The sequence below is a fragment of the Apilactobacillus intestinapis genome (genome assembly GCF_049166695.1).
Classification (GTDB): domain Bacteria; phylum Bacillota; class Bacilli; order Lactobacillales; family Lactobacillaceae; genus Apilactobacillus; species Apilactobacillus kunkeei_C.
The window spans coordinates 97,514-123,031 of record NZ_JBMHFD010000002.1 but is presented as its reverse complement, the minus strand read 5'-3'; the positions used below and the strand labels follow the sequence as shown (position 1 = coordinate 123,031).

Genomic DNA, 25,518 nt, shown 5'->3' with positions numbered 1-25,518 from the left:
TAAATTAACCAATTTCAAAAGTTGAAGCCCTTTAAATTTGAACATAATATTCACGTAAATGCCTTGTGAATGACAAAACTGATTGTCGATTAAATTTGGTTAAATGCCTATGAAATCAACGTCCTTAAGCTTCACAATTTCATTCTACTACCACTATAACCTTTAGTTAATCTATCAAGCTCAACCTTAAGGAAAACTTAAAAAACGCTAAACAAACTGTATAAATTAGATTAAAAAAAGACCTAGCAAAAATTGCTAGGTCTTTTTTTCGACTATCTTACCTTCTTAACGAAGGTCTTGTTTGAAGTAAAGTATCTGTTGTGTCCTAGGTATAGTCTTGTCAATCCATAGTACTTAACAACCTTAACAACGTGAATCAATTGTCCTTGACGAACTCTTCTGATTACATTGTGCTTGCTGTACTTCTTACTTGTATGGATCAATGCACCGGTAGGTTTAATTACACGGAATACCATTGGCTTGTTCTTAGTCTTCTTGTTGCCACTATTCTTAGTAGTCTTAGCAGTATCACCACGGTAATATGCATCTTGGACCATTTGACCGGCAGTAACTAGGCGACCACCAGATACAACATATCTTGGTACACGGTTCTTGTAGTACTTGATACCGATAACCTTGAATACGTGGGCGTTGTATCTTCTTGAGTACTTGTACTTGATGATTCTAGAACCCTTGGAGAACTTAGTTCTTCTGTGACTATAGATAGTCTTAACGTTGTAAATATATCTTGGCATGTGAGCCTTGAATTGACGTTTGTACTCTGCAATATATGCCTTAGCATATGCTGCTGAGTGGTTCTTGGTAATACTCATTGGAATTGGACTACGCTTGATTGCGCGGGCACTTCCGGACTTCTTACCAATCTTAGTTTGATGAGCTGTTTCAATCTTGAATCCTTGTTTGTAAGTGTATGCGAATACTTCACCCTTAGCAGCCAATTGCTTAGCAGTTAACTTCTTGTGGGTACGAGCACTTGCTTGAGCTGCCTTAACACCTTGACGGTATCCGTTAAAGGCATTGACGTAAGTTACTCCACCTAGAGCCTTTAGTTCTTGGTTAGTCAACTTAGCGTTGGTCTTAGCCTTCTTCATTGCGGCAATCACAATCTTGGCAGCGTTGTAACCATTTACGTAGTAACCAGAATCAGGGTTCTTGATGCCGACATCCTTAATTCCATCAGCAAAACCATCCCCGGTTTGCTTGTATGCTTGGTCATACGAGCTCTTGTCGGTTCTGCTGTCGAAGTCAGTCTTCTTACTATTGTATAGGTAATCTTCTTTAGCTGGAATAACGCTGGCAGCCTTGTTGTAACCATTGTTGTAAGCATTGACGAATGCTGGGTTATTTTGACTTGGTTTCTTAGGTTGTAGTCCTGCACCAGTCTTGTAACCTTCATAAGCACCGGCAAATACTTGACGATATGCATCTGGATCTAATCCATCAGGAACTGGAATGTCATTTACATTATCAAGCTTACCGTTGGCTTGAGCAAATGCTTGACCATCACGTAATGCGGCTTGAGCAGAATTGTAACCCAATACATAGTTTGGATCATCTGATTGTTGCTTGTTACCACTAGTTGCGTCGATAATTCCGGCTACGACTGACTTAGCCTTTTGGTAACCAATCTTTTGTGCAGGATTTGCATTGTCAGGAAGGTTATCATCGCCATTTACCAAGACGTTTTCGTATTGTGCCTTAGCATCTTGGTAACCCTTGTTGTGGTCTAGACTATTTGCATCAACACCACTTGCAGAGTTTGGCTTGTTGTCATTGAATTCGTTAGCACCATCGGTGAATGAATTCATGGCTTCAGCTAATGCCTTGTCGTATGCCTTTTGGTAAATTGGATTATCTTCGCTCTTAGCGTGTTGTCCAGCATTTCCATTCTTCACATCGTTAAATGCGGCAGCTGCTCCACGGTAAGTGTCATCTAGATCATTTTGATCAATATGACTTTGAAGCATTGGATTTTGTTGTGCTAATTCGTAACCCTTCTTAGCATCGTTAAATCCAGTTGTAAATGAACTCTTTTCAGCTTGAGTGGCGAATGAATCCATCTTGTGGTCGTAATCTTGGCTATCAGTCAAGTATGTCAAAGCACCATCTTGGGTGTTTGATTGACCAGAAGTTAATGCCTTGTCGTATGCGGCAACGTATGCTGGATTATTTGAGTCATTTCTGTGTTGACCAACTGTGTGGTTGGAAACGTCGTTAAAGGCGTTTGCAGCACCAGAGTAGACTTCATCGTAATCACTGCCACTTCTGTGTTGGTCGACTTGACTAGCATCACTTTGGGCTGCAGCAAATGCAGCTTGAGCATCATCGTACCCTTTGGTGTAGTCCTTAACCTTAGCGCCAGAACTTGCAAATTGCTTAGTGTCATCACTTAGTGTGTGACCAAGACCAAATGCAGTAGCACCGCTATTTGCATTAGCCTTACCTTCAGTCAATGCCTTGTTGTAAGCATTTTGGTAAACAAGATCAGCGATTGTTTGACCATGTTCACCTGGTTTGCCATCCGCAACATCGTTAAATGCCGCTGCGGCACCGGCATATACTAGACCAGCATTGGTTGTTTCATCGGCTTTAGACTTATCATCAGGGTTACCTTGAGCTTCGCTGTATCCGTTGGTAGCATCATTGAAACCAACTTGGTAAGCTTGCTTGTCGGCGTTGATGTTCAATTGATGAGCTTGTTTTGGACCGTTGGCATCGATAGCACCATCATGAGCTTTTTCAAATGCTTGTTGTGATGCTCTGTTGTATGCATCAACAAATGCCTTGTTGGAATCAACCTTGGCGTTTTGACCAGGTTGATGGTTGATAATATCACCAAATCCAAGTGCGGCACCACGGTAGACACGATCGTAGTTACTATCACTAGTATGGTCGTTTGCCTTACTGTGGTCATTTTCAGCATCCGCGTAGGCCTTAGTTGCATCATCGTATCCTGCGTTGTAGGCATCAGCTAATGCCTTCTTACCAGCATATTGAGCAACATTAGTAGCTTGTGCTACACCCTTAACTGAATCATCAGCACCATTGTTTGCGATGGTGAATGCTTCGTTGAAGGCCTTGTTGTAAGCAGATCCTGCAACGTCGTTTGCGGCATTGTCCTTAACTTGACCAGTTCTGTTGTTAACATCCTTAAATGCCTTAGCAGCATTGGTGTAGACTTGATCAGCATAAGAGTTAGTGTCGTGATGAGCTGCATCCAAGTAGTTGATTTCAGCAGCAGTGAAACCACTTTGTGCTTGGTTGTAACCAACGTTGAATGCATCCCGATCGCTTGGCTTAGTTTCCTTAGCCAATGCAGCATCTTGGTCATCGTTATTGAATGCCAATACACCGTTTAGGGCTGATTGCTTAGCTTGTGCTAATGCCTTGTTGTAAGTCAATGTTGCTAGGTCATTGCCACTCTTAGCAGGTGCTAATGGGTCGTTGATAGCATCATTGAAACCAGCAACAGCATTGGTGTAGACAACATCAAAGTTACTATCAGTTGAATGAGTTGAACCTTGAGTTCTATCGTTTTGAGCTAATTCGTAAGCATCCTGTGCATCACTTGCACCCTTGTCGTATGCCTTCAACTTACCAGCAGCAGTTGGTGCATTACCAGCGGCGTTTGGTGAGATGAAGGCAGTTGCACCATTCAAGGCATCTTGAGTGGCTTCGACTTGAGCCTTAGCGTAAGCACTAGTGTAGACGTCACTTGTGGTTTCCTTTTCAGAAGCAGCCACACTATCAGTTGAAGCGTTAGCTCCAGGAGTGCCGTTGATGACATCTGTGAATGCGTTCATTGCACCACGGTATTGTTCATCGTCAACACTGTCTGATGTGTGCTTACCATCGTTTTCACCTGAGTCTTGGACGCTCTTGTATACGTCACTGGCGTTGTTGTAACCCGTTACGTAAGCATCCTTGTCAGAGCCAGCACTGATTTGTTGAGCTTGAGTGTCTCTATTCAAACCATTGTTGAAATCAAGTGTTGCTTGATGGATTTGTGCTTGGGCTTCCTTAACAGCACGAGTGTAAGCATTTTGATAAGTTGGTGTTTGGTTATCGTTTTGATGTTTACCAACTTCACCGTTGATTGTGTCGGTGAATCCAGCAGCAGCACCGTTGTATGATACATCGGAGTTACTGTCTGATGTGTGGTTAGCTTGGTCGTTTCTGTTTTGTTGAGCAAGCTTGTAACCATCGCCTGAATCTCTGTAACCACGGTCGTATACGTCAATCAAACCTTGGTTACCATTCAAAGCATTGATACCAGTTTGTTCATCGACATTGTTAGCAGCATCAGCGGCACCTTGGTTTTGGTATTGCAAACCAAGTGCGTATGCCTTGTCGTAAGCAGTTGTGTATACAGGATCCGAGCTAATTGAACGACTAGCCTTACCATTGTTTCCGGCAATATCGTTAAATGCTGCGGCAGCACCGCTGTATGACTTATCGACATTACTATTTGAAGTATGGTTGAAGTTCTTGCTTGGATCTTGGATAGCTGCAACGTAACCAGTGTAAGCATCGTTGTAACCAGAAGTTACGGCGTTGATTACAGCTTGGTCAGTTGAGCCATTCAAACCATCAGTAATTTGCTTACCAGTGTTACCTAGGATTGCACCTTGAGTTGCATAAGCAGTTGCTTCATTTGCAGCCTTAGTGTAAGCGTTTTGGTATACAGGGTTGCTATCGTTAGCAAATTGACTGTTGAATTGGTCACTTGCGACATCATTGAATCCGGCAGCAGCACCCTTGTAAGCTTCATCGTAATCACTTGTAGTGTTGTGATCGATTGTGTTGTTAGGGTTGGTTCTTGCATCAGCGTAAGCAGCGTTAGCGTTGGTTACACCGGTGTTGAACATCTTTTGAGCTGCCTGGTTGTTCTTGTAAACTGCAAGCGCTTGGTTGACAGCGTCATTACCAAGTGGTGCAGTTTGAGCACCCTTACTTGCGATTGCCTTACCTTCGTTCAATGCGCGAGCGTAAGTTGATGCGTAAACTGAGTTGCCATTTGTAGCATTCTTACCAGCTTGGTTGTTAGCAACATCGTTAAATGCGGCGGCAGCACCATTGTATGCTTCATCAGCGTTGCTTTGACTTGTGTGGTTACCTTGATCACCTGGGTTAGATTGTGCCTTAGCATAACTTACCTTAGCGTCATTGTATCCAGTGGTGTAAGCAGTCTTTGCAGCTTGGTTGTTACCAAATTGGGTACGACCAAGGGTTGCATCGACGCTCTTACCGAAGTCAATTGCACCGGTTTGAGCAAACTTGGTAGCTTCTGCGAATGCCTTGTTGTATGCAGCGGTGTAAGCCTTGTTAGTATCTGAAGCCTTACCAGCATCTGATGACTTATGACTTGCTACAGCTTTATATGCGTCCGCAATACCACGGAATGTTTCGTCAAAGTTACTTTGACTAGTATGAGTGGTATCTGCTGGGTTAGCAGTTGCGGCTGCATAAGCATTCTTAGCATCGTTGAATCCAGTTGTGAATGCACGTTTTGCAGAATCGTTTAGTAGGTTCTTCAAGCTATCAGCCAATGTTTGACCATTAGAGAATGCTTGAGCACCATCATTGGCATGAGCAACGGCTTCTGCCAATGCCAAATTGTATGCATTTTGATATACAGAACTACTATCGGCGTTCTTACCAGCATTGATGGTGTTGTTTACAACATCATTGAATGCTGCTGCAGCTCCACGGTATGAACTATCAACATTACTTGTAGTTCCATGAGCACTAGCCTGTGTCATATCATTTTGAGCAGCTACATAACCTTTATCAGCATCCTGGAAACCAGTGGTATAAGCGTTTTGAGCAGAAGCAGTACTCATGTTCTTAATTCCATCGTTAAGGTTTACACCAGTTAGTCTAGCATTAGCTCCGGCAAGGGCATTTTGTTGAGCTTCAACTATTGCCTTATCATAAACAGCTTTGTAAACAGCACTATCATTATCTTGGTGAGCATTTGGCGTATCTTTTGCTACATCATTGAATGCTGCAGCGGCACCGTTATATGCATTGTCCACATTCGTGTTATTAGTGTGTTGTGCAGCTTGGTTAGGATTAGTTTGCGCAGATGCATAAGCTGATTGTGCATCGGTGTATCCCTTGTTATACATTGCTGCGTTAGCAGTATCATTAGCCGATTGTTTCTTGTCTTTAGCAAATGCAATGGCACCCTTCTTAGATTGGGCAATCCCATGACTAAGTGCTCGATCATAAATTGCACTAAATACTGCAGACTTGTTATCTTTAGCATGCGTGTCACTTTCGTTGCCATCAATGACGGCTTTGAATGCTGCTGTAGCACCCTGATAGGTTTGATCATAAGTACTATCAGTGCTGTGATTTTCATTCAAGTTAGCTTGAGCTTCAGCATATGCACTTTGAGCAGTGATATATCCACTTACTAAAGCATTACTAAATGCAATTTGATTATGAACTGTATTAACTACATCATTTAGTCTAGTCAAATTACCAAACGCAATCGCACCTTTATCTGAATAAGTTTTAGCCTCACTCAATGCCTTATTATAAGCAGCGATGAATATTGGATTTGTGTTGCCATTTGTACCTAAGTCAGTACTTCCGACAGCTATTTCATTAAATGCTAGAGCCGCACCATTGAATGTATTATCAGCGTTACCACCTGCAACATATGATGCAGGTTCAGTTTGGTTAGGATCAGTTACCGCAGCTGTGTAAGCATTGGATGCATCTTGATATCCCTTTTGATATACCGCATTTTCAGCAGCAGAAGCTTGATTACTTTGTGTTCCAGTAGTCAAGAAGTCTTTTGCCCCCTGAGTAGCTAACTTAGTAGCATATCTATAACCATTTACGTACGCTGGGTAATACATATCTAGTGAAGAGATTTGCTTTTGTGCTCTACCATTTACAACATCATCAATTGCATCATGGTATCCAGCATATACTTGTTGGTAATTGGTATTTCCAGAGGAACTAGTGCCTGGGTAGTTAGCAAATGCATCGCGTTTAGCATTAGATGCATCAACAAAACCTTGATGGTATGCATTAGATTGAACATTATTATTTAGATCATCAGGAGATCCATTAATAAAGCCGCTTACCCCTTGTTGAGACCAATACTTACCGCTAGTAATAGCAAGTCCATAGGTTGAATTATAAATTAAACTTTGACCTGAATTTTCAGGATTGATGTGTGCTGTATTACCTTGACTTCCATCAACAAAACCGTTCTTAGTTCCATCAAAGGCTGCTTTATAAGCATCCTTACTGTATTGAGCTTTAGAATCATCATATGTTGGGTTTGAAGATAGAGCATCATTCATACCATTTTGTTGATCATTAGCTAACTTATATCCTGACATATATGAAACATTTGTACTATTAGCTGTTCCATCATTAAAGAAATCTTGGTATCCAGATTGAGCTTGATTAAATCCATAGTTTTCAGCGTTAGATACCTGATCACTTTGACCTGAACTATCAGGTTGAGAATTACCGGCTGCAAATTGTTGAACACCCTTAATTGCCGCATTAATTGCAGCTTGTTGGGCCTTCTTATAAGCTGCCCAGTATACTGGTTTAGCAGTTGTATCACTTGGATAATTGTTGTTTCCTAATGTACCATCCGCAAATCCGGCATTCGCACCACTAAATGCATCGCTGGCATCATTGACAGTTGTGTAGTTAGTGTTGTTAGGATTGCTATTTGCATCAGTGTACGCTTTAGATGCAATTTGTTGTCCATAAGCATATGCGTTTTTATCAGCTTGAACCCAACTAGTTTGTACATTATTTGCACCGCTCAATTGATCAATGGCACCAGACTGAGCTTTACTTCTTGCTGCATCATATGATGCATTATATGCATCTTGATAAGCACGAGACTGGCTAGAACTAGTATCAAATACTTGCTTAGGCAAACGTGAGATTCCAGCAAAATAACCATCACGGGTACCGTTGAAACCATCTTGTTCATTAGCCGTTGCACTAGTATTTGGATCGGTAGTTGCCGAATTTGGACTAGTTAAACCATTAAATGTTGTAATACCTTGTCTCGATTCTTTAGCGGCAGCATAACCTAATTTATATGCTTGTGTTTGACTATTATCAAGACTACCACTTGGATTATCCAAGTATGCCTGATATCCAGATTGCGCATCATTATAACCTTTTTGTTGTGCTATGCCATCTGCGCTAACAGCTGGAACTTGAGCATCTGCTTGGATGTAAACATTGGCACCGTTAATTGCTGAATTCAAACCACTAGCCTTAGCCAACTTGTATGCATAATCGTATGCGTACTTTTGTGGAGCTAATGATGAGTCCATTGTGGTATTGCTGTTGTAACTACCGTCATGGTATCCATCACGGGTTGCTGCGTAGGCAGCCTTTTGAGTATCAGTACCAACGTAATCTGTACGACTTGGGTTGTTCGAAGCATCTGAGATACCTAGTTGGACATCCTTAGCCATACGGATACCGGCCTTGTAAGATGAATCCTTGCCAGTAGAATCTACCATTGCAGTTTGACCAATTTGAGCATTAAAACCAGCCTTGATTTGGTCATATGCATTAGTGTAAGCAACTGATTCTGCATCGTTCTTACCTTGGTCAGCCTTGTAAGTTGTATCATTAACAGCTTGGAAGTCCCTAATTGCTTGAACTGTTTGTGCTCCAGCTTGACTTCTAGCTTTATTGTATGCAGCTTGATATACAGCAGTTTGTGCAGTAACGTTAGCAACATTTCCTAGTTTTCCATCAGCGAATCCGGCTTGAGCACCATTAAAGATGTCTGAAGCATCTGAATTATTAATGAAGTTGTTCTTGTTATTAACGTCGTCATGTGCCCATGCATAAGCATTGGCAGCATTGGTTTGACCGGCATTGTATGCATCATTTTGTAAAGCATTGTAACCACTTGGGTTGTTCTTTCCAGCAAGTTGATCCAATGCACCTTGGTTAGCAATTGACTTCGCATCGTTGTATGCATTGTTGTATGCATCCTTGTATGCTTGTCTTTGTTGACTCAAGTCAGCTTTTGGACTGTCATTTTGACCATCAGCGTATCCGGCAACAGTACCGTTGTAACCATCATTGTATGCATCAATAAAGTTTTGATCACGATTTGCTTGTTTCAATTGTTCTGATGTTTGAGCAGTTTTCTTTGCTCTCGCGTCTTCAGCACCATTGGTTGCACCTGAAAGTGAGTTGAAACCAATTAGGTAAGCTGTATCAGTTGAAGCATTGGTTGATTGGTTATTTTGAGCTGCATCGATACCACTCTTAGCTGCATCGGCACCATTTTTTTGTGCGTCAGTTTCAAGAGTAGATCCACTTGGATTGTAATCATTGTTTAATACATAGCTTTGCGCACCATAATTTCTTGCATCGTTTGCCATCTTCATAGCGTAGTTGTATGCAGTGACGTAGTCTAATGATGACTTGCTCAAATCACGCTTAGTGTTGGCATTTGCATCATTGTAAGCATCCTTAGTTGCTTGGTAAGCGTCACCTGAATCCTTAGTGTCATCTTCGTTTTGCTTGTTAAATGCATCTTTGTATCCATTAACAACCTTTTGACCAGCAGCATATGCTTGTTGACTCTTATCATCTTGGTAAGTCAAACCACTTAATGGTTGATCTTTCGATGCTTGAGCATAAGCAGCCTTAGCATTGTTGTAACCATCGATGTCAGCTTGAGTGTCACCAGTAGGTGCAGTCTTACCAGTCATATAATCACTAAATCCTTCGGCATAATGTTGTTTAATTAGTGTTATAGCCGCGCTATAAGCGTCCTTGTAAACCTGATTACTATTATTAGGATCTGATGGTGAAAGTGTATTAGCTGCATCAGGATTATTATGCAATGCTTGCTTAGCAGCCATTGCTGCTTCAAACGCTGTATTATACATTGGACCAGTTTGTGATTGTTGAATTTCACCATTAGCCACATTTTGTGCCGCAGTCAACGCTGTTATCGCTTGATTAAATCCAATCTTCTTTGCACTACTATCAGTAGAACTTGGTTGAACGTTAAGGTTCAAAGTACCATTTGAATTTGTAGCCGCGTTAATGGCTTCTTGATAACCAGCATTAGCTTCTTCAAATCCTTGTTGCAATAGTTTTTTAGCTTGATCTGAATTGACTGAAGTTTCATCAGCTGTACTCTTACCGTTGGAGTATTGAGAACCAAATTGGTTAGCACCATTTTGGTATTGAGTTTGTAGAGCTGAGACAGCCTTGTTGTATACGTCTTGATATGAAACAGGCTTGCCTGCTGGTAGTCCTGCTGGATTATCTGGGTTGGATGAAACGGCGTTAGCAGCATCCTTATAAGCCTGCTGTGCATCATTATATGCACCTGGTTGGCTAGAATTGTTTTGACCATTGATAGCATCTGTTAATCCATCTTGAGCAGCCTTGGCCATGTCACGACCCATAGTATAAGCCTGAGTAACATTACCAGTTGGTTGACGGTTATTTAAGAAGTCATCATGACCACGTTTGGCATCATCATAACCAATGTTTTGAGCAAGTGATTGAATTCCTTCATCACTTGATCGTGCAATACCATTCTCATAGTTATTAGCACCCGTCATAGCTTGTTGACCACCATTATTCCATGCTAATTGATATACATAGTTATAGGCAGCAGCTTGGGATGGATTAATTGGATTACTGTGTTCTTTGTCACCATTAGCACCATCTTTGTATCCATTAACTGATGCATAGTATCCATTAACAGCAGCATTGTATGCAGCAACTTGCGCTGGTGTTTTTGAACCGTCTTTACCATAGTCAGTAATTGAACCATTGGTATTAGCATCGGCAATTCCTTGTTTTACTTGTTCAGACATGTTCTTTCCAGCTAGGTATGAGGCATCATGATTATTATCATCAATAGTTTGAGGGTTAGCATTAGCATCATTAAAACCTTTTTGCATTTGATTGAAAGCATTAGCTCTAGCGACACTTAGTGCATCCTTACCAGATGGTGCATTGTTAATGTTTCCAGCTTGGAAATCAGCTTGACCTTGATTTACAGCATTAAGAGCTTCAGCTTTAGCCTTTTTATATGCATCTTTAAAGACTTCTGATTTTCCGTTTAAGATACTGTCATCATTAGAACCAATAGTTCCTGCACTGAATCCAGCTTTAGCACCCTCAAAAGCTTCAGAGGCATCTGTTGATGCAGCATATTTATTATCTGCCTTAACATTACCCTTAATTGCATTGTAAGCATTTGTAGCATTTTGCTTTCCAGCATCATATGCCGCCTTTTGTGGGGCACTCCAATTGCTTTGACTGTTATTTTGACCAGTCATTGCATCTTGTGCACCTTGGTTAGCAATTTCTTTAGCTTTTTCAAACGCCTTCTTATAAGCATCAATATAAGCTGGTGATTTCCCTGTCATGTCAGGAATCGATCCACCGTTAGGGCCAGCCAAATATCCATCTTGTGCACCGTCAAAGGAGTCCTTTTGACCTTGCGTTGCACTGGAACCTAAATTACCACCTTGTTCATAGGTGTTATATCCACTCATACTATCTGAGTAGGAATTGAATCCAAGCATAAATTCTTTATTAGCCTTTTGTGCTGGAGTTAATTGATCATTTGTAGTTCCGTTGGCAGCTGCATCATGACCCTTGTTTGCATCAGTAAAACCATTTGCTTTAGATTGTTCAATTTGTGTGGTTCCAGTTGGCTTACTTTGACCAGCTAGATATTCACTAGCACCGATAGATCTGGAATTTTGAGCTTCATTCACTGCTTTATCATAAGCTTTAATATAGTCAAACGACTTACCGGCAGCCCTTAATTGATCATCATTTTGAACACTTCCACTGGCTGTCATTACAGCTTCAACACCAGCATTTGCCCCATCGTATCCATCAATTTGATGTTGATTTTGACTTCCTGCACTTCCTTGACTATTCATCGCATTTTGATATCCCGCATGAACAAGTTGTCCTTGATTGAAACCGTTTTGAACTCCACTTGTGGAATTAGCAGCGATAAGAGAACCACTCATTGCAGAGCTATATCCTGACTTAGCATCATTATAGCCTTGGATTAATTCACTAGGTGCAGTAGATGAAGCTGTTTGCCCACTTAGATATTGTGAACCACCTAATTGATAATTAGACTTCATTTGATCCACAGCCGACTTGTAAGCATTAACATATGGAACAACAGAAGCGTTACTGTCACTAGCAACAACGACATCTGATACATCAGGATTAGCATCAAAAGCTATTTTGGCAGCATTTGCTGCAGCTAAAGCCTTTTGATAAATTGCATCGCTATTCTGATCACCTGTTGTATTACCGTTAGCAACTTGATTTGCCGCTTTCAATACTAATTGACCTTCATCAAAACCAGCTTTTTGGACTGGGTTATCTGATGAACTAGCAGTACCGTTTAGATTATTGCCATTAATGGATTCGTTGTATCCACTTAACATGTCATTAAATCCTTGGTTAACCAGTGCTTGGGCTTGAGTTGATGCCACACCGCTTAGACTAGCAGAACCATTACCATTTGCGTATTGATTTACAAATTGGTCTTGTCCTGCAACATATTGACCTTGTAGGTATGTCTTAGCAGCATTATAGGAATCGTTGTATGCAGTTGATTTATTAGAAAATGATTGACTCGAAGTATCTTGTGGATGAGCAGTGACATAGTTAAATGCATCGTTGTATGCAATTTGAGCATCACCATATGCGTTAGCATCTTGTGCTGTTCCTTGACCACTATTAGTTGCATTTTCAGCATCAGATAGTCCACTGGCTGCTGATTTGGCAGCATTAAAGCCAGCCATGTATGCAGCAGTAGTTGATTGTGGGGTCTTACCTGTAGCAAAGTCATCATGACCACTCTTAGCTTGGGTGTAACCGGCTAGTGTAGCGATTGAATTGTAATCATTACCACTTGTTGGTTGACCCGTATTTTGAACGAATGCTTGTGCTCCATTATTAGCACTAGCAGTGGCAGTTGAAATTGCTTGAGCGTATGAATCACCATATACCTTGCTTTGAGGTGCATCACTTGAGCTAGGAGTTTGACCACTATTAGTTCCATTGATTACATCCCTGTATCCGGCAATAGTTGCATTAAAAGCAGCCACTTGTGCTGGAGAACCTGAAGCCGTCGCACTAGGGTTAGCTATAGCAGCACTAATACCATTTGCTCTATCAATTGCCATATGAACTCCAGCATTGTAAGCAACGTTAGTATTGGTATTATCTGCATTACCACCTAGTTGGGATTCATATCCTTCACTAGCATTGTTATAACCATTATATAAAGCTTGATTAGTGGCATCGGTTTGATTTTGTTTACTTGTATCATCAGCATTCTTAGCAAAGTCAGCAACCCCGTTCATTACATTCGCACTAGCTTCTGATTGTGCCTTTTTATATGCAGCAACATATACGGAAGTACTACCAGATGGAATTACACCATTACCGCTAATTCCAGCTACAAAACCATCATGAGCACCATTGAAGGTGTTGTATGAGTCAGTTCCAGCACTGTATGGGTTTGTATTTGAAACGGATAGGTCTGACTTAGCTTGGTTATAGCCAGTAACCGCATTGTTCTTACCTGTTTGATATGCATCTAATTGTTTTGCTTTGAATTGAGAAGTATCAGTTGTTGGATTGGTTGACATTGCATCAATTGCACCTTGAGTGGCCTTAGCTTTGGCATCTTGGTATGCAAGGTCGTATGCAACACGTGAGGATGGGAAGACTTCATTGTTATTATATTGAGTAGTTCCGTTCTTACCATCTCTGTATCCATCAATTGCCCCTTCGTAACCACGTTGTTGTTCCTTGTAGGCAGCGTTATATGGAGCAGTATCTGATGTTGCATTTTGTGCATCGTTGTAACCAATTACAGCGTCAACATAAGCATAGAACCCTCTCATGTATGAAGAGTTGTTCTTTTGATCATCTGTTAAACCGGTTGTGTCCTTGCTTTGATGACTCTTAGCGTATTCAAAACCTTGGGAAGCATAGTTGTATCCTTCCATGATCTTGGAGTATTGACTGTTTGACTTATCAGGAGTTTGTCCTCTTACGAAGTTAGTTGAACCTGTTAGAACAGCATTCTTAACGTCATCGTAAGCCTTAGCGTATGACTTTCTGTATGCCAAACTAGTTTGTGCTAATTGTGCATCAGTTTGCTTAGAACCTGAAATTGCATCCTTATATCCGGCAGTAGCACCACTGTTAGCGTCATTTTGAACTGAATCGGCTGTTGGTGTGGTGTTGTTTTGCATTGCGGCGTTGTAACCAGACAATGCTCTTTGACCTACGGCTAGACCTTGTTGAGCACCGGAAGTAACGTATCCATATGCATTAGTATCCGGATAGTTAGGACCATTTAATGCGTTATCGAAACCATTGTTGGCATCGTTGAAACCTGCAGTGTATTCAGTTGAGGAGTTATCTGGAAGTGGTTGACCACTTAGAAGTTGTTGTACCCCATTTGAGTAAGCTGTTGAAAGTGTGTAAACAGTTGCACTGTATGCTTGTAAATATACTGGGTTGTTTGCGTTAGCATCAGTTGATGGAACCATATTTAGGATGTCTGGGTTCATATCAAATGCAGTCTTTGCAGCAACAGCTGCAGCAAACGCTTTTTGATATGATGAATCATTATTACCAGAATCTGGAGTAGTTTGGCCACCAGTTACTTCATTAACAGCATTTAGAGCTTGTTGTCCTTCAGCAAATCCTGCAGTGGCAGCACTTGTTGATAATGTCGGAGTATTTGCCCCATTCATACCATCTTTGAAACCTTTAACAGCTTCATTGAAACCTTGATTAATTGCATTAATGCCTTGGTTTGACTTAGCAGAACTTGTATCAGCCTTAGATGTACCTAATGCGTACTTGTTCAAGAATTGTTGCTTACCAGCGTTGTATTGAGCGTTTAGATCTTGTTTTGCTTGATTATAAGCATATTGGTAAGCCGCAGACTTATTAGTTTGTGTAACAGATGTGTCATCTGGGTTACTTGCAAGAGCTGTGCTTGCGTCATTGTAAGCAGTTTGAGCATCATTGTATGAATTCAAATCACTAATAGTACTTTGTGAATTCTTGTTGCCCGCTTCTGCTTCTGCCAAACCAATCTTAGCAGCGTTAACAGCTTGGTAACCAGTCTTGTATGATGCGTTGTTACTGTTATTTTGGTTGTTTAGTCCATCAGCAAAACCAGTTCGTGCTTTAGCATAACCAATTTGTTTAGCTTGAGCAGATAAACTGTTGCCTTGAGGAATGCTTGTGTTATTTACATATGCATTAGCACCATTTCTAGCATCTTGAGAACCTTGCTTCTTGGCTTGCTTATATGCGTCATTGTATACGTAAGCTTGTGTAGGATCAGATGGTTGAATGTTGTCACTTGTTCCATTTGCACCATCTTTGTATCCAGCGATGAAACCAAGGTATGCTGCCTTTTGAGCGGCACTTCCCTTGTATGAGTTACCTTGAGTTGGATCAAAGTTGGCATCATCAATACCACTGTATTTATCCTTATCCATTTGGGCACCAGCTTGGTATGAAGGATCAGTATTCGAACGACTTGCACCACTAAAGTCTTGATCACTGTAACCTTGTGATGCAGCTTGATAGCCCTTACTTTCAGCGTTACCTAAAGCATCGGTTGCGCCATACTTAGTATCATTACCATTTGCAGCAAAGTCTGCGACCCCTTGCTTGGCAACGGCCATTGCGGCTGCTCTAGCTTTGTTGTAAGCAGCTTGGTATTCAGCTGGTTGACTTGAAATGTCACGGGTTGCACCGACTGTTCCATCTGCGAAACCAGCCTTGGCACCATTGAAGGTATTAACCATGTTAGTACCGTTGTTGCTTGGTTTTGTTGCGTGGATGTTAGCTTGTGCTTCGTTGTATCCATCTTGAGCATTTTGCACACCAGTATCGTATGCCATTTGTTGTTCAGGGTTCCAACTTGAGTAAGCAACTGGCTTAGTGCCACTAAACGCGTTTTGTGCACCTAAGTTAGCCTTAGCGACCGCATCGTTGTATGCATCTTGTTGAGCTGCAGTGTATGAGTTGGATTGAGTATCTGCACCCTTGTTGTCAGAAGGCTTAGTTGAAAGAGTATTTCCGGCGTTGGCACCTTGTAGGTAACCATCCTTAGTACCGTAGTAAGCGTTCTTGGCATCCCCAGTTAATCCTGAGTCATCTTGGTTACCAGAAGCAACCGCAGCATTTGAACCACTAGCAGTAGCGACCCCTTGGTTGAAACCAGTTACGTAAGGTCTGTCAGTATTAGTTGGTTGAACTGAGCCTGAAGTTTGACCCGCTTGTTTACCATCTTCGAAACCACTAGCAGCGGTGTTTACACCGGTTGCATAGTTGCTGTCTGATTGCTTAACTTGTTGATCAACAGTTCCCTTGGTGTAGTCATTAGCACCGGCTTGTTGACGACCAGAAGCATTACCTTGGTTGTAGGCGTTTTGATAAATTGCGTTGTCGCCTTCAGTTGTTTGGTTAGCGTTCTTGTTTGTTGAATCACCCTTAGTGCTTGCAGCACCGTCTTTGTAACCATCAACGGCACCCTTGTAACCTGATTGGTAAGCACTAGCGTTAACACTGTTTTGACGAGAAGCTGGAACTGAAGTATCGCTTGAAGTGTTTGGATCGTTCTTCACAGCGTTAATACCATCGTTAGCACCGACTTCTTGTGAGTATGTCACTGCGTATAGTGGTGATGTGTTAGTTGTGTTTCTTGTGTTGTTTTGAGCATCGACTAAGGCACCCATAGTGTCCTTGTAGCCTGGTTCGGCGTTAGCATTGATATCTCTCTTACCTGCTAAGAAGTCGTTCATAGCGTCTTGGTAACCCTTTTGAACGGACTTAGCCATGTCGTATCCGGCCTTGGCATTTGGATTAGCTGGTTCGCTTGTAGGAGTTGTGCTTAATCCTTCCTTAAATCCAGCAGTGGCATCGTTATAAGCTTGTAGGTACACAGCTTGGTTAGCAACTGTTGATTGACTACTTGGATTTGCAACTAGACCAGACTTAAAGTCTGATAGACCTTCTTCACTAGCGGTAATAGCGTCATTTCCGGCCTTGTTGTAAGCCATTACGTATACCGCAGTATGCCTTGAATCAACGGCAATTGGAGAGAATCCACCCGTTTGTTTTACTGAAGCGATTACGTCAGCAACACCCTTGTAAGTGTCTGAGGTAGAGTCGCTTGCACTTGGTGAGGCCTTGCCTTCAGCTGCTTGGTAGTCAGCCTTGGCTTGTTTACCTACTGCATATCCACGGTTGTATTCCTTAGAAACGTTGGCGTTGTTAGCACCACTAATTCCATCGGAGTAACCTGCTTGGGCATCAGTATAACCAGTTTCGTAGTTATTATCTTCTGCGCCCATTGCGCTACCCTTCAAGAAGTCGGTTGCACCGATTTCTTTTCTACCGACGGCATTACCTTGGGCATAGCCTTCTTGGTAAGCTGGGTTGTTCTTGTCAGGAGAAGCATCTTTATTAGCAGTTGATCCTTGGGTGCTTGCATTACCGTCGTGGTAACCATCCAAGACGGCGTTGTATCCAGTCTTGTATGAGCTATCACTTGAGACTTGGTTATTATTAACCGCATCATTTGGTCCAAGATTTTGAGCAGTTGATGCTGATTGAGCCAACTTAGTCATTGCATCGTTGATACCTAATTGTTGAGAAGCAGCAATTGAGTATACAGCTGAAGTGCTTTGCTTGTTAACTTGGTTGTTATTAGCATCGATGATTGCTTGGATAGCATCCTTGTAACCAACTAATTCTGGGTGCGCATTAGGATTTAGGTTACCAGATTGAGCATCTAATAATGCTTTTTGGTATCCAGCTGAGTAAGTTTGCGCAGCTTGGATTCCGGCAGTTTGGCTAGCATTGGCTCCGGTTGCGTTTGGATTAGTTAATCCGTCTTGGAAACCAATTTGAGCGTCTTTGTATGCTTGATCGTAAATCTTTTGAGGTTCGCTGTATGGAAGACTTGCGTGACCTTGACCACCGATAAAGTCGTTAGCACCTTGAGTAGCACTTGCTCTGGCTTGACTCAATGCAGTGTTGTAAGCATTAGCGTATTCAGCATTAACGCTGTCGCTAATTTGTTTTTCAGAAATACCGTTCTTGGCTTCATCAGTAGTTGCGTTATTGTAGTCATCCAATGCCTGTTTTGCACCGGCGTAGGTTTGACTGCCATCTGAAGCTTGGTCATTGACAGCTTTAACGTAACTATCATGCTTGTTTGCACCAGCGTTGTATCCAGAAATGTATGCCTTGGTCTTACCGGCTTCCATTTGGGTTTGTTGGTCTGTTCCATTGATCAAACCATCTTGGTAACCAGATTTGGCAATGTTGTAACCATCAATGTATTCATTATTAGTTTCTTGTTGAGGCTTACCGTTTACAAAGTCGCTAGCACCAATTTGCGTTTGGTTAGTTTCTCTGGATAACTTGTAAGCATTTTCGCTCAGGTCGTTATCTTGATCAGTTGGGATTGGTTGTTGTAGATATTGGTAGTATGCACCTGTATAGATTGCTTTGTACGCCTCTGTTTGACCGTTATCGTATCCAGTCGGAATAGTTAGGTTGTTAATATCAACCTTAACGTCGTTATCTGAGTCATCCTTAGCTTGTTTCAAAGCAGCTTGTGCGGCTACGTAACCCTTGTAGGCAGTGGTAGTTGTATCGGCCGGTTGACTTGAAGCCATGGCACCAGCGTAGATGTTCTTACCATATACATAACCTGTACTTTGGGCGTTTTCACTCGGCTTAGCATTGTTAGCCTTGAATGCGGTCAATAGACCGGACTTAGCCTTGTCCCAACCGTTTTGGTAAGCAAAACCATCAAGGTTGTTTGGATTGTTAGGATCGGTTCTAGTTGTTCCGTTAACAAAACCAATTGCACCGTTAGTGTAAGCAGTAACGGCATCTTGGGCGGCAATGTAGTAAACCTTCTTGTATAGACTTGATTTACCATCTAAAGCAGTCTTGGTTACCCCACTGTTTTTAACATCGTTAAATGCGTCGAAGACAGCTTGGGTAACATCGTCACTTGCTGTGGTTGCTGGAGTTGATTGGTTGTTAGCGTTTTGGAAGGCTTGTGCTTGTGCTTGAGCTTTACCTTCTGCTAGACCGGCTTGGAATGCGGGACCAGTGGTGATGAAACCTTGGTTCTTGTAGTTGGTCATATCATCATCAGAAGTTGATCCAGTGATTCCAGCTTGGAATCCAAGTGCCTTGTTCAAGTAACCTTCACTGTATGCTGGTGTGTTATCGTATTTGAATGCACCAGTGTATGGAGTTTGGTTATCAAATGCACTTTGGCCGTTGTTGTATTCAGTTTGTAGTGAGTTGAATAGGATGTTGTAGAAAGCATTGTAGACAATACTATCCTTGTTCAAGTCACTTTGGTTTTGACCAGTACCTCTCAACATATCGTTGTATGCGTCGATTACGGCATTACTTGCATCATTGTTAGCGTATGTGCTAGTTGGCAAGCTTGTGTCGTTCTTGACGTGCATTGCTGTTGAAATGTTGGCAGCAGTGTTAATAGCTGCTTGGTAAGTAGCTTGACCTAGTTGGTAACCATTTTGGTATTGTGGTGAGTTACTGCTACTTGAACCTGATAGTCCGTCTTGGAAACCAGCAAGAATTGCATTAATAACAGCGTAGTAAGCTAATGTCTTACCACCCTTGTCTTGTGGTGTAGTAGCACCAGTTACTCGACCATATACCAAGTCATTGTATGCTTGAGTACCAATTTGTTGACCAGTAGTCAATGCTTGGTTGTAGGCCAACTTGTAGATCTTGCTCTTGTTTGTAAGAGTAGTTGTTGTTTGTTGTGAGTTTGGATTGTATGCACCATCACTGTATCCTTGAACAGTTGCGTTGTATGCATCGTTAGCATCAGTGTTACCAGAAATGTTAGCTGGTTCTGAACTTGCATCAGCGTTTGCAGCATTAACTCCAGCTTGGAAGTTTTGGTATTGAGCTAGACCCGCTTGGTATCCAGCTGAGTTAACGTTGGCACCGTTTTGGGCTGCCTTTTGGTTGAAACCATCACTGGCGTCGTTGTATCCAGCGATACCGAAACCGTTAGTTGGAGTTGCATTACCTGCTAGGTATGCGTTGTAACCATCAGCGTAACGCTTGTTACCACGAGCATCTATGAATTGACGTAGTGCTTGGTATAGTGGTGCAGTTGTATCGTTAGTTGCATTGTAGTTAGTTCCTTGAAGGTTTGCCAAAGAACCGTAGTATGCGTCTACGGCTGTTCCATATGCAACTGTTGGATTGTTTTGTGATGTGATGTTCTTTCCTTGAGCATCAAGTACTAGGAATGCTTGCTTTGCACCTACGTTTTGCGCGTTAAATGCATAGTAACCAATTGCAGTGGCACCGGCAGTGTCGGCTGTGTAGGTTCCAGCATCTTCGATTCCTAAATCTTTGTTTGTCTTGTTTAAGTTAGTTAATGCAGTGTTCAAACCTGCACTGGCGGCATTGAAACCGGCAGCGTAGTTACTTTGATAAGCAGCAGTTTGCCCAGATGGAGTGGTTAGCTTTTGGTTGTTAGCAAAAGCGTTGGCACCATCAATGTAACCTTGAGCGTCCTTTTGAGCTTGAACGTATGCTGCGTACTTTTGAAGACCAGCATTAAAACCAATTACGTAAGAGTGATCAGTACTTGTAGTAGTTGGGTTTTGAGTAACTTGAGCTTGACTGTAAGCATCGTTAAAACCTTGAGTAGCAGCTGAAATACCGTCTGCGTACTTGGCATCAGTAGTTTTAACGGCGGTACTAATAGCGTTATTTACATAATCGTTAGCACCAGCAGTACGACGACCTTCATTCATACCAAATTGGTAACCAGAGTTGTAAATAGCTGGTTGAGTTGTGTCCTTGTTAGTTAATGTTGGGTTAGTTCCAGCGGAACCATCCTTGTAACCATCAACGGAAGCTTGGTAACCTAGCTTATATGAGCTTGGTTCACTGCTTTGGTTAGCAGCACTATCACTTGCAGTGTGACTTGCATTTGCGTTAGCTAAAACTGCGGAAAGACCGTCTTTCTGACCTTGAGCAAAAGCAGATTGAGCTTGTACATATGCTTTTCGATAAGTTGTTGCAAGAACAGTCGTATCATTTTGAGCATAAGGTTGAGGCAAACCATTTTGGAAGTCTCTAATTGCATTTGCACTAGCAATTGGACCAATGGTCTTAATGTATCCAGCTAGTTGAAGTTGGTTTAGACCAGCATCTGACTTACCTAGAAGTGCTTGGTAAGCACCAAATTTTGCTTGCTTATAAACAGTAACGTCACCTTGATAATTGTCTGAGCTCAATTGATCTGGACTAGTTGCTTGGGCTTCTTTAAGCGTTCTTATATCCTTACCATTAAGAGAGTTAACAGCTTGTTGAACGGCAGCAAACCCACTTTGTGCTGAGGCAAAACCAACATCTCCAGCACCTAAAAATGGGATATCATCCTTATTTACAGAAGGACTTTGTGAAGGTTTTACACTTGATCTAGCACCATTTACTAATGATTTACCCAGGTTAAATCCGTAGATTTCTGCATAATTTGCATTAGCATCCGGATTAGGATCAGATGGATTAGAAAGTGATAAAGCATTATTGAATCCAATTGCTACTGATAAGTATGAAGACATAATATCAGTAAGATTTGCAGATTGGATATATTTATACTGTTGACCGTTAAAACTACCAATTTTTGTTGAAGATCCAACATTTTCATCTGCGGTGAAATAATAAATAGCGTATTTATCATTAATTGCTTGTTGAATACCAACTTGTGGGAAGCCTGCTATATTGATATTTTTTGTTGAATCATAGGAAGGTATAGATGAACCCTTAACTGTGGTTTTATAATCATTCATCCCCTGAGTGAAAGCTGGATTATTAAAGTTCTTTAAATTTTTTAAATCAGAATTTCTAGCATAAGTAACACCAGCCAAGTATGAAGCTTCTTGGTATCCTTGAATAAATGCTGCTGGGTTGGCAGAGTTATTGTAACTAGCTAGTTGTGTGTAGTCTGCGTCAGGGTTACTTGCATCAAATGCTTTGTAACCAGCCACTGCACCATCGTATCCACTCAAGTAATCAGCACTGGTTTGGACATTAAATGTTCGACCAGCCTTTGCGTTACCGTTACCGTTGATGGAGTCATTGATACCATCAGTAGTTCCTTGATTAGTTTGGGCAACATTACCTTGACTAGTTTGCATAGCCCCATTGCTGTCGTACTTAACCTTTCCGTTACTTCCCTTGTTGTATCCTTCAGTGGTATTCGTATATGTTGTACCATCAGTAGTTTGAACAACCGAACTGATTCCATAGGTAAGTCTCATCCCAACGAATGAATTGTTTACCAAAGTCTTAGGGATGGTAAATGTTATTGGTACGACTTGACCATCTTGATAATTTGATGACAATGCTTGAGTAGCTGAGTATTGATTTGGATCAGCTGGAGCATTGGCATTTGTGATTGTTGAGTTGGTACTTGGATTGTTAATTAATTTACTTGGCGTTCTTACGATTGTTGAATCTCCACCAGTGTATACACCGACATAGATTGGACCGTTGGATGGGTCATACTTGGCAACTTTAGCGTATGCAGTCACCACAGCTGTTCCGTCTGCGTTTAATGTCTTAGTAACTGGACCAACGAATGAGACTGATGGAACATCACCAATTTCTAGTCGATTAGGATCGGTAATCTTACCAGAAACACTATTTCCGGAGCTGTCGATACCAGTGTAGTTAGTTGAACCAGAAGGTAAATTGAAGTAGTAGAATAGCTTATTATCAACTGATACGGTGTATGCACTAATTGCATTATTACTAAATGAACCTGTACTTGGGTTTTTGGCTAAAATAACGTGACTAGCACCGACGTTATTTACATTCAAATTACCATAGAATGGAATCATTCTTTGACCGGTACTATCTGTAGTAACAACTAGATTCCCACGGTTACCAACGTTCATTGATCCACCGGCAGCAAAGTTTATAATTCCATTAAATGCAGCGGCTTGTCCAGGGTTGTTAGTTAATTTAATTTGAATTAAACCACCATTTAAGACGTTCACGTTTGTGTAAGCCTTAAAGTCGAATACTTGGTTATAAACATCCGGTTGCATAGAATCTACGATGTAGTTAATGGCACCACCATTAACGTTGATTGTAGTTGAACCATTAGTAGCAATACCACCACCAGCGTAGTTACTACCACCATTTTGTGAGTAACTTGGAATAATGTTTAGTGTAGCATCTTTGTTAACGTTTAGTTGGCCACCACTATAGAAGTAGATTCCCCAGTCACCACCATCAAATGTACTTTGACCATTACTCTGACCACGTGGAATCAATGTCATCTTAGAACCTTGTCCTAGAGTAACATTCCCGGTGGCGTTGATTATGGTTGCACCAATGGATTTAGCAACTGTACCGAAGTAGTTAGCATTTGGTTCAAGAATGAAGTTTTTAATTTCCAAGTTTTCTTGATTCCCCCCACCTTCAACAACGACTCCATTGCTTCCAACAAATGGAGAGTAATATGTTGGATTGGAAGTATCTTGAGGTACCAACACGTTAACGTTACCAGCAAAATAGGTATCGTTGCTAGTGGCACTCAATAATTGTGAACCAATGTAGTTGATGTTCTTGTAGTGTAGGGTTTGACTACTGTCAGCAGGCGCAAATGGACCGTAGTAGTTGTATCCATAAAGTGCTTGAATATTTTGAATATTGATTTGAGAAGCAGTATTAACTCTATATGATACACCGTGCATATCCAACATGTGGAATTGACCATCAACGGTGAATGGACCAGGATTACCGTTGTAAGTGTTGTTATTTTCAATGCTAAATGGTGCGCCGGTAAAGTCCACATCAGCTGCTAGTTTTACAGTTTTAACGTTACCTGGAGTCCCCCCACCAGTTGTATAGTTAGCTTGACCGTTAGTCATTACAGCATCAAATTGGTTAGAGTTGGTAACATAAGCTACTCCTTGGTTGATGTTTTTTACAACATCGTTAAAACCAGTAACATAAGCTGAACCATATTGAGATGATGTGATTGCCTTTGGCAAGTTATTGTTTAGATAGTTGTTCTTACTATCATATTGTGCCTTAATGGCATCCTTAGCACCAATGTATGCCAAGTCGTATGGATTTTGTGAGTTATGTAAATCCGTATTGCCGTTGTCATAGAAGTCATATGATGTAGAAGTTCCATCCCCCTTAACACCTGTCCACTTACCTGCTTCGGCATCAGCATATCCTTGTTGAGTCAAGGCGTAGGTCACCCCTTGATCGAATGCTGTAGCTAGACCCGCTTTTTGGGCGTACTTGTTCCTATCATTTGTGATTAAAACGTCATTTGCAGTGGGAACATTAATTGTAAAACCATTAGTGAATTGCACACTACGGTTTGTGGTTTGATTTAATTTTCTTAAAAGTGTGTCTTGGTAATTTTGAGCAGAAGCATATCCAGCTTGAGTATCATCAGCACCACCCTGGTTAGGGTTACTTGGGGTGTTGTAACTTAGTGGAGTACCATCTGTAGGAGCTGAGGTGTATGAAGTGTTATTACCAGATCCAGTATCTTGGTTGGTAGTGTTGTTAACACCACCAGTGTCACCTTTGGCACCGTCTGAAGTATTACCAGTGTAACCTTGTGGCCTATTAGGGGTGTTACCGTAGTATGTTGTATCTTGAGTACCTGTACCTTGGCCTTTAGTGTCAGTGCTGTATGCGTTCATTGCACTAAGAGCACCAGCATAACCAGCTTGGTAGTAGTCTTGGGCTTGGCCACTATAGTTCACTGCGTTATTTCCCTTGTTGTTATAAGCATCAGAAGCACCTTGGCTGATTTGTTGACTGAATTGCGCTGAGTTATTAGTATTGTCAGTGGTGTTTGATGAGCTATCTCCATCACGGTTAGTTAATTGATAATCGCCATCGCCTTGTTGACTATTATTAGAGTCTGATTGATTTTGGGCAGACTGATCCCCTGAATTATTAGAATTATTGCTATCAGAACTATTGCCAGAATTAGAATTATTTTGATTATTATTATTTGATTGGACCACTTGTTGTGTGTTGTCATCAGCTTTAGCAGAAACACTATTCATGCCATAAGCGGATGCACCCAAAACAGACAAAGTCGCAATGGATACTACTACCCATTGTTTCTTTACCTTTTTCATGATCTTTTTATCATTAGATTTTATGAATTGATTTTTATTATATTGCATACATATCGCCCCTCTTGTCACGATTTTATGTACCTATACAAGGTGTACAATTATCCTAATCTTAATTTAACACTATTCTACTCTTATGTTCATAAAAAAGGCCTAATAATCATATTCTTAAATATTTCTTAATTATTTTAATCAAGTTTATATATGTATACAAAAAAAGAGCCACTGG

At 41.3% G+C, this 25,518-nt stretch carries 1 protein-coding gene; it reads right to left on the bottom strand.

Annotation, left to right across the window (positions count from 1 at the left end):
* Positions 1-272: 272 nt before the first annotated feature.
* Positions 273-25,340 (bottom strand): DUF5776 domain-containing protein, encoded by a 25,068-nt coding sequence (locus ACOMA7_RS02560; RefSeq protein ID WP_421391756.1) that lies wholly within the window; start codon positions 25,338-25,340, stop codon positions 273-275.
* Positions 25,341-25,518 lie beyond the last annotated feature (178 nt).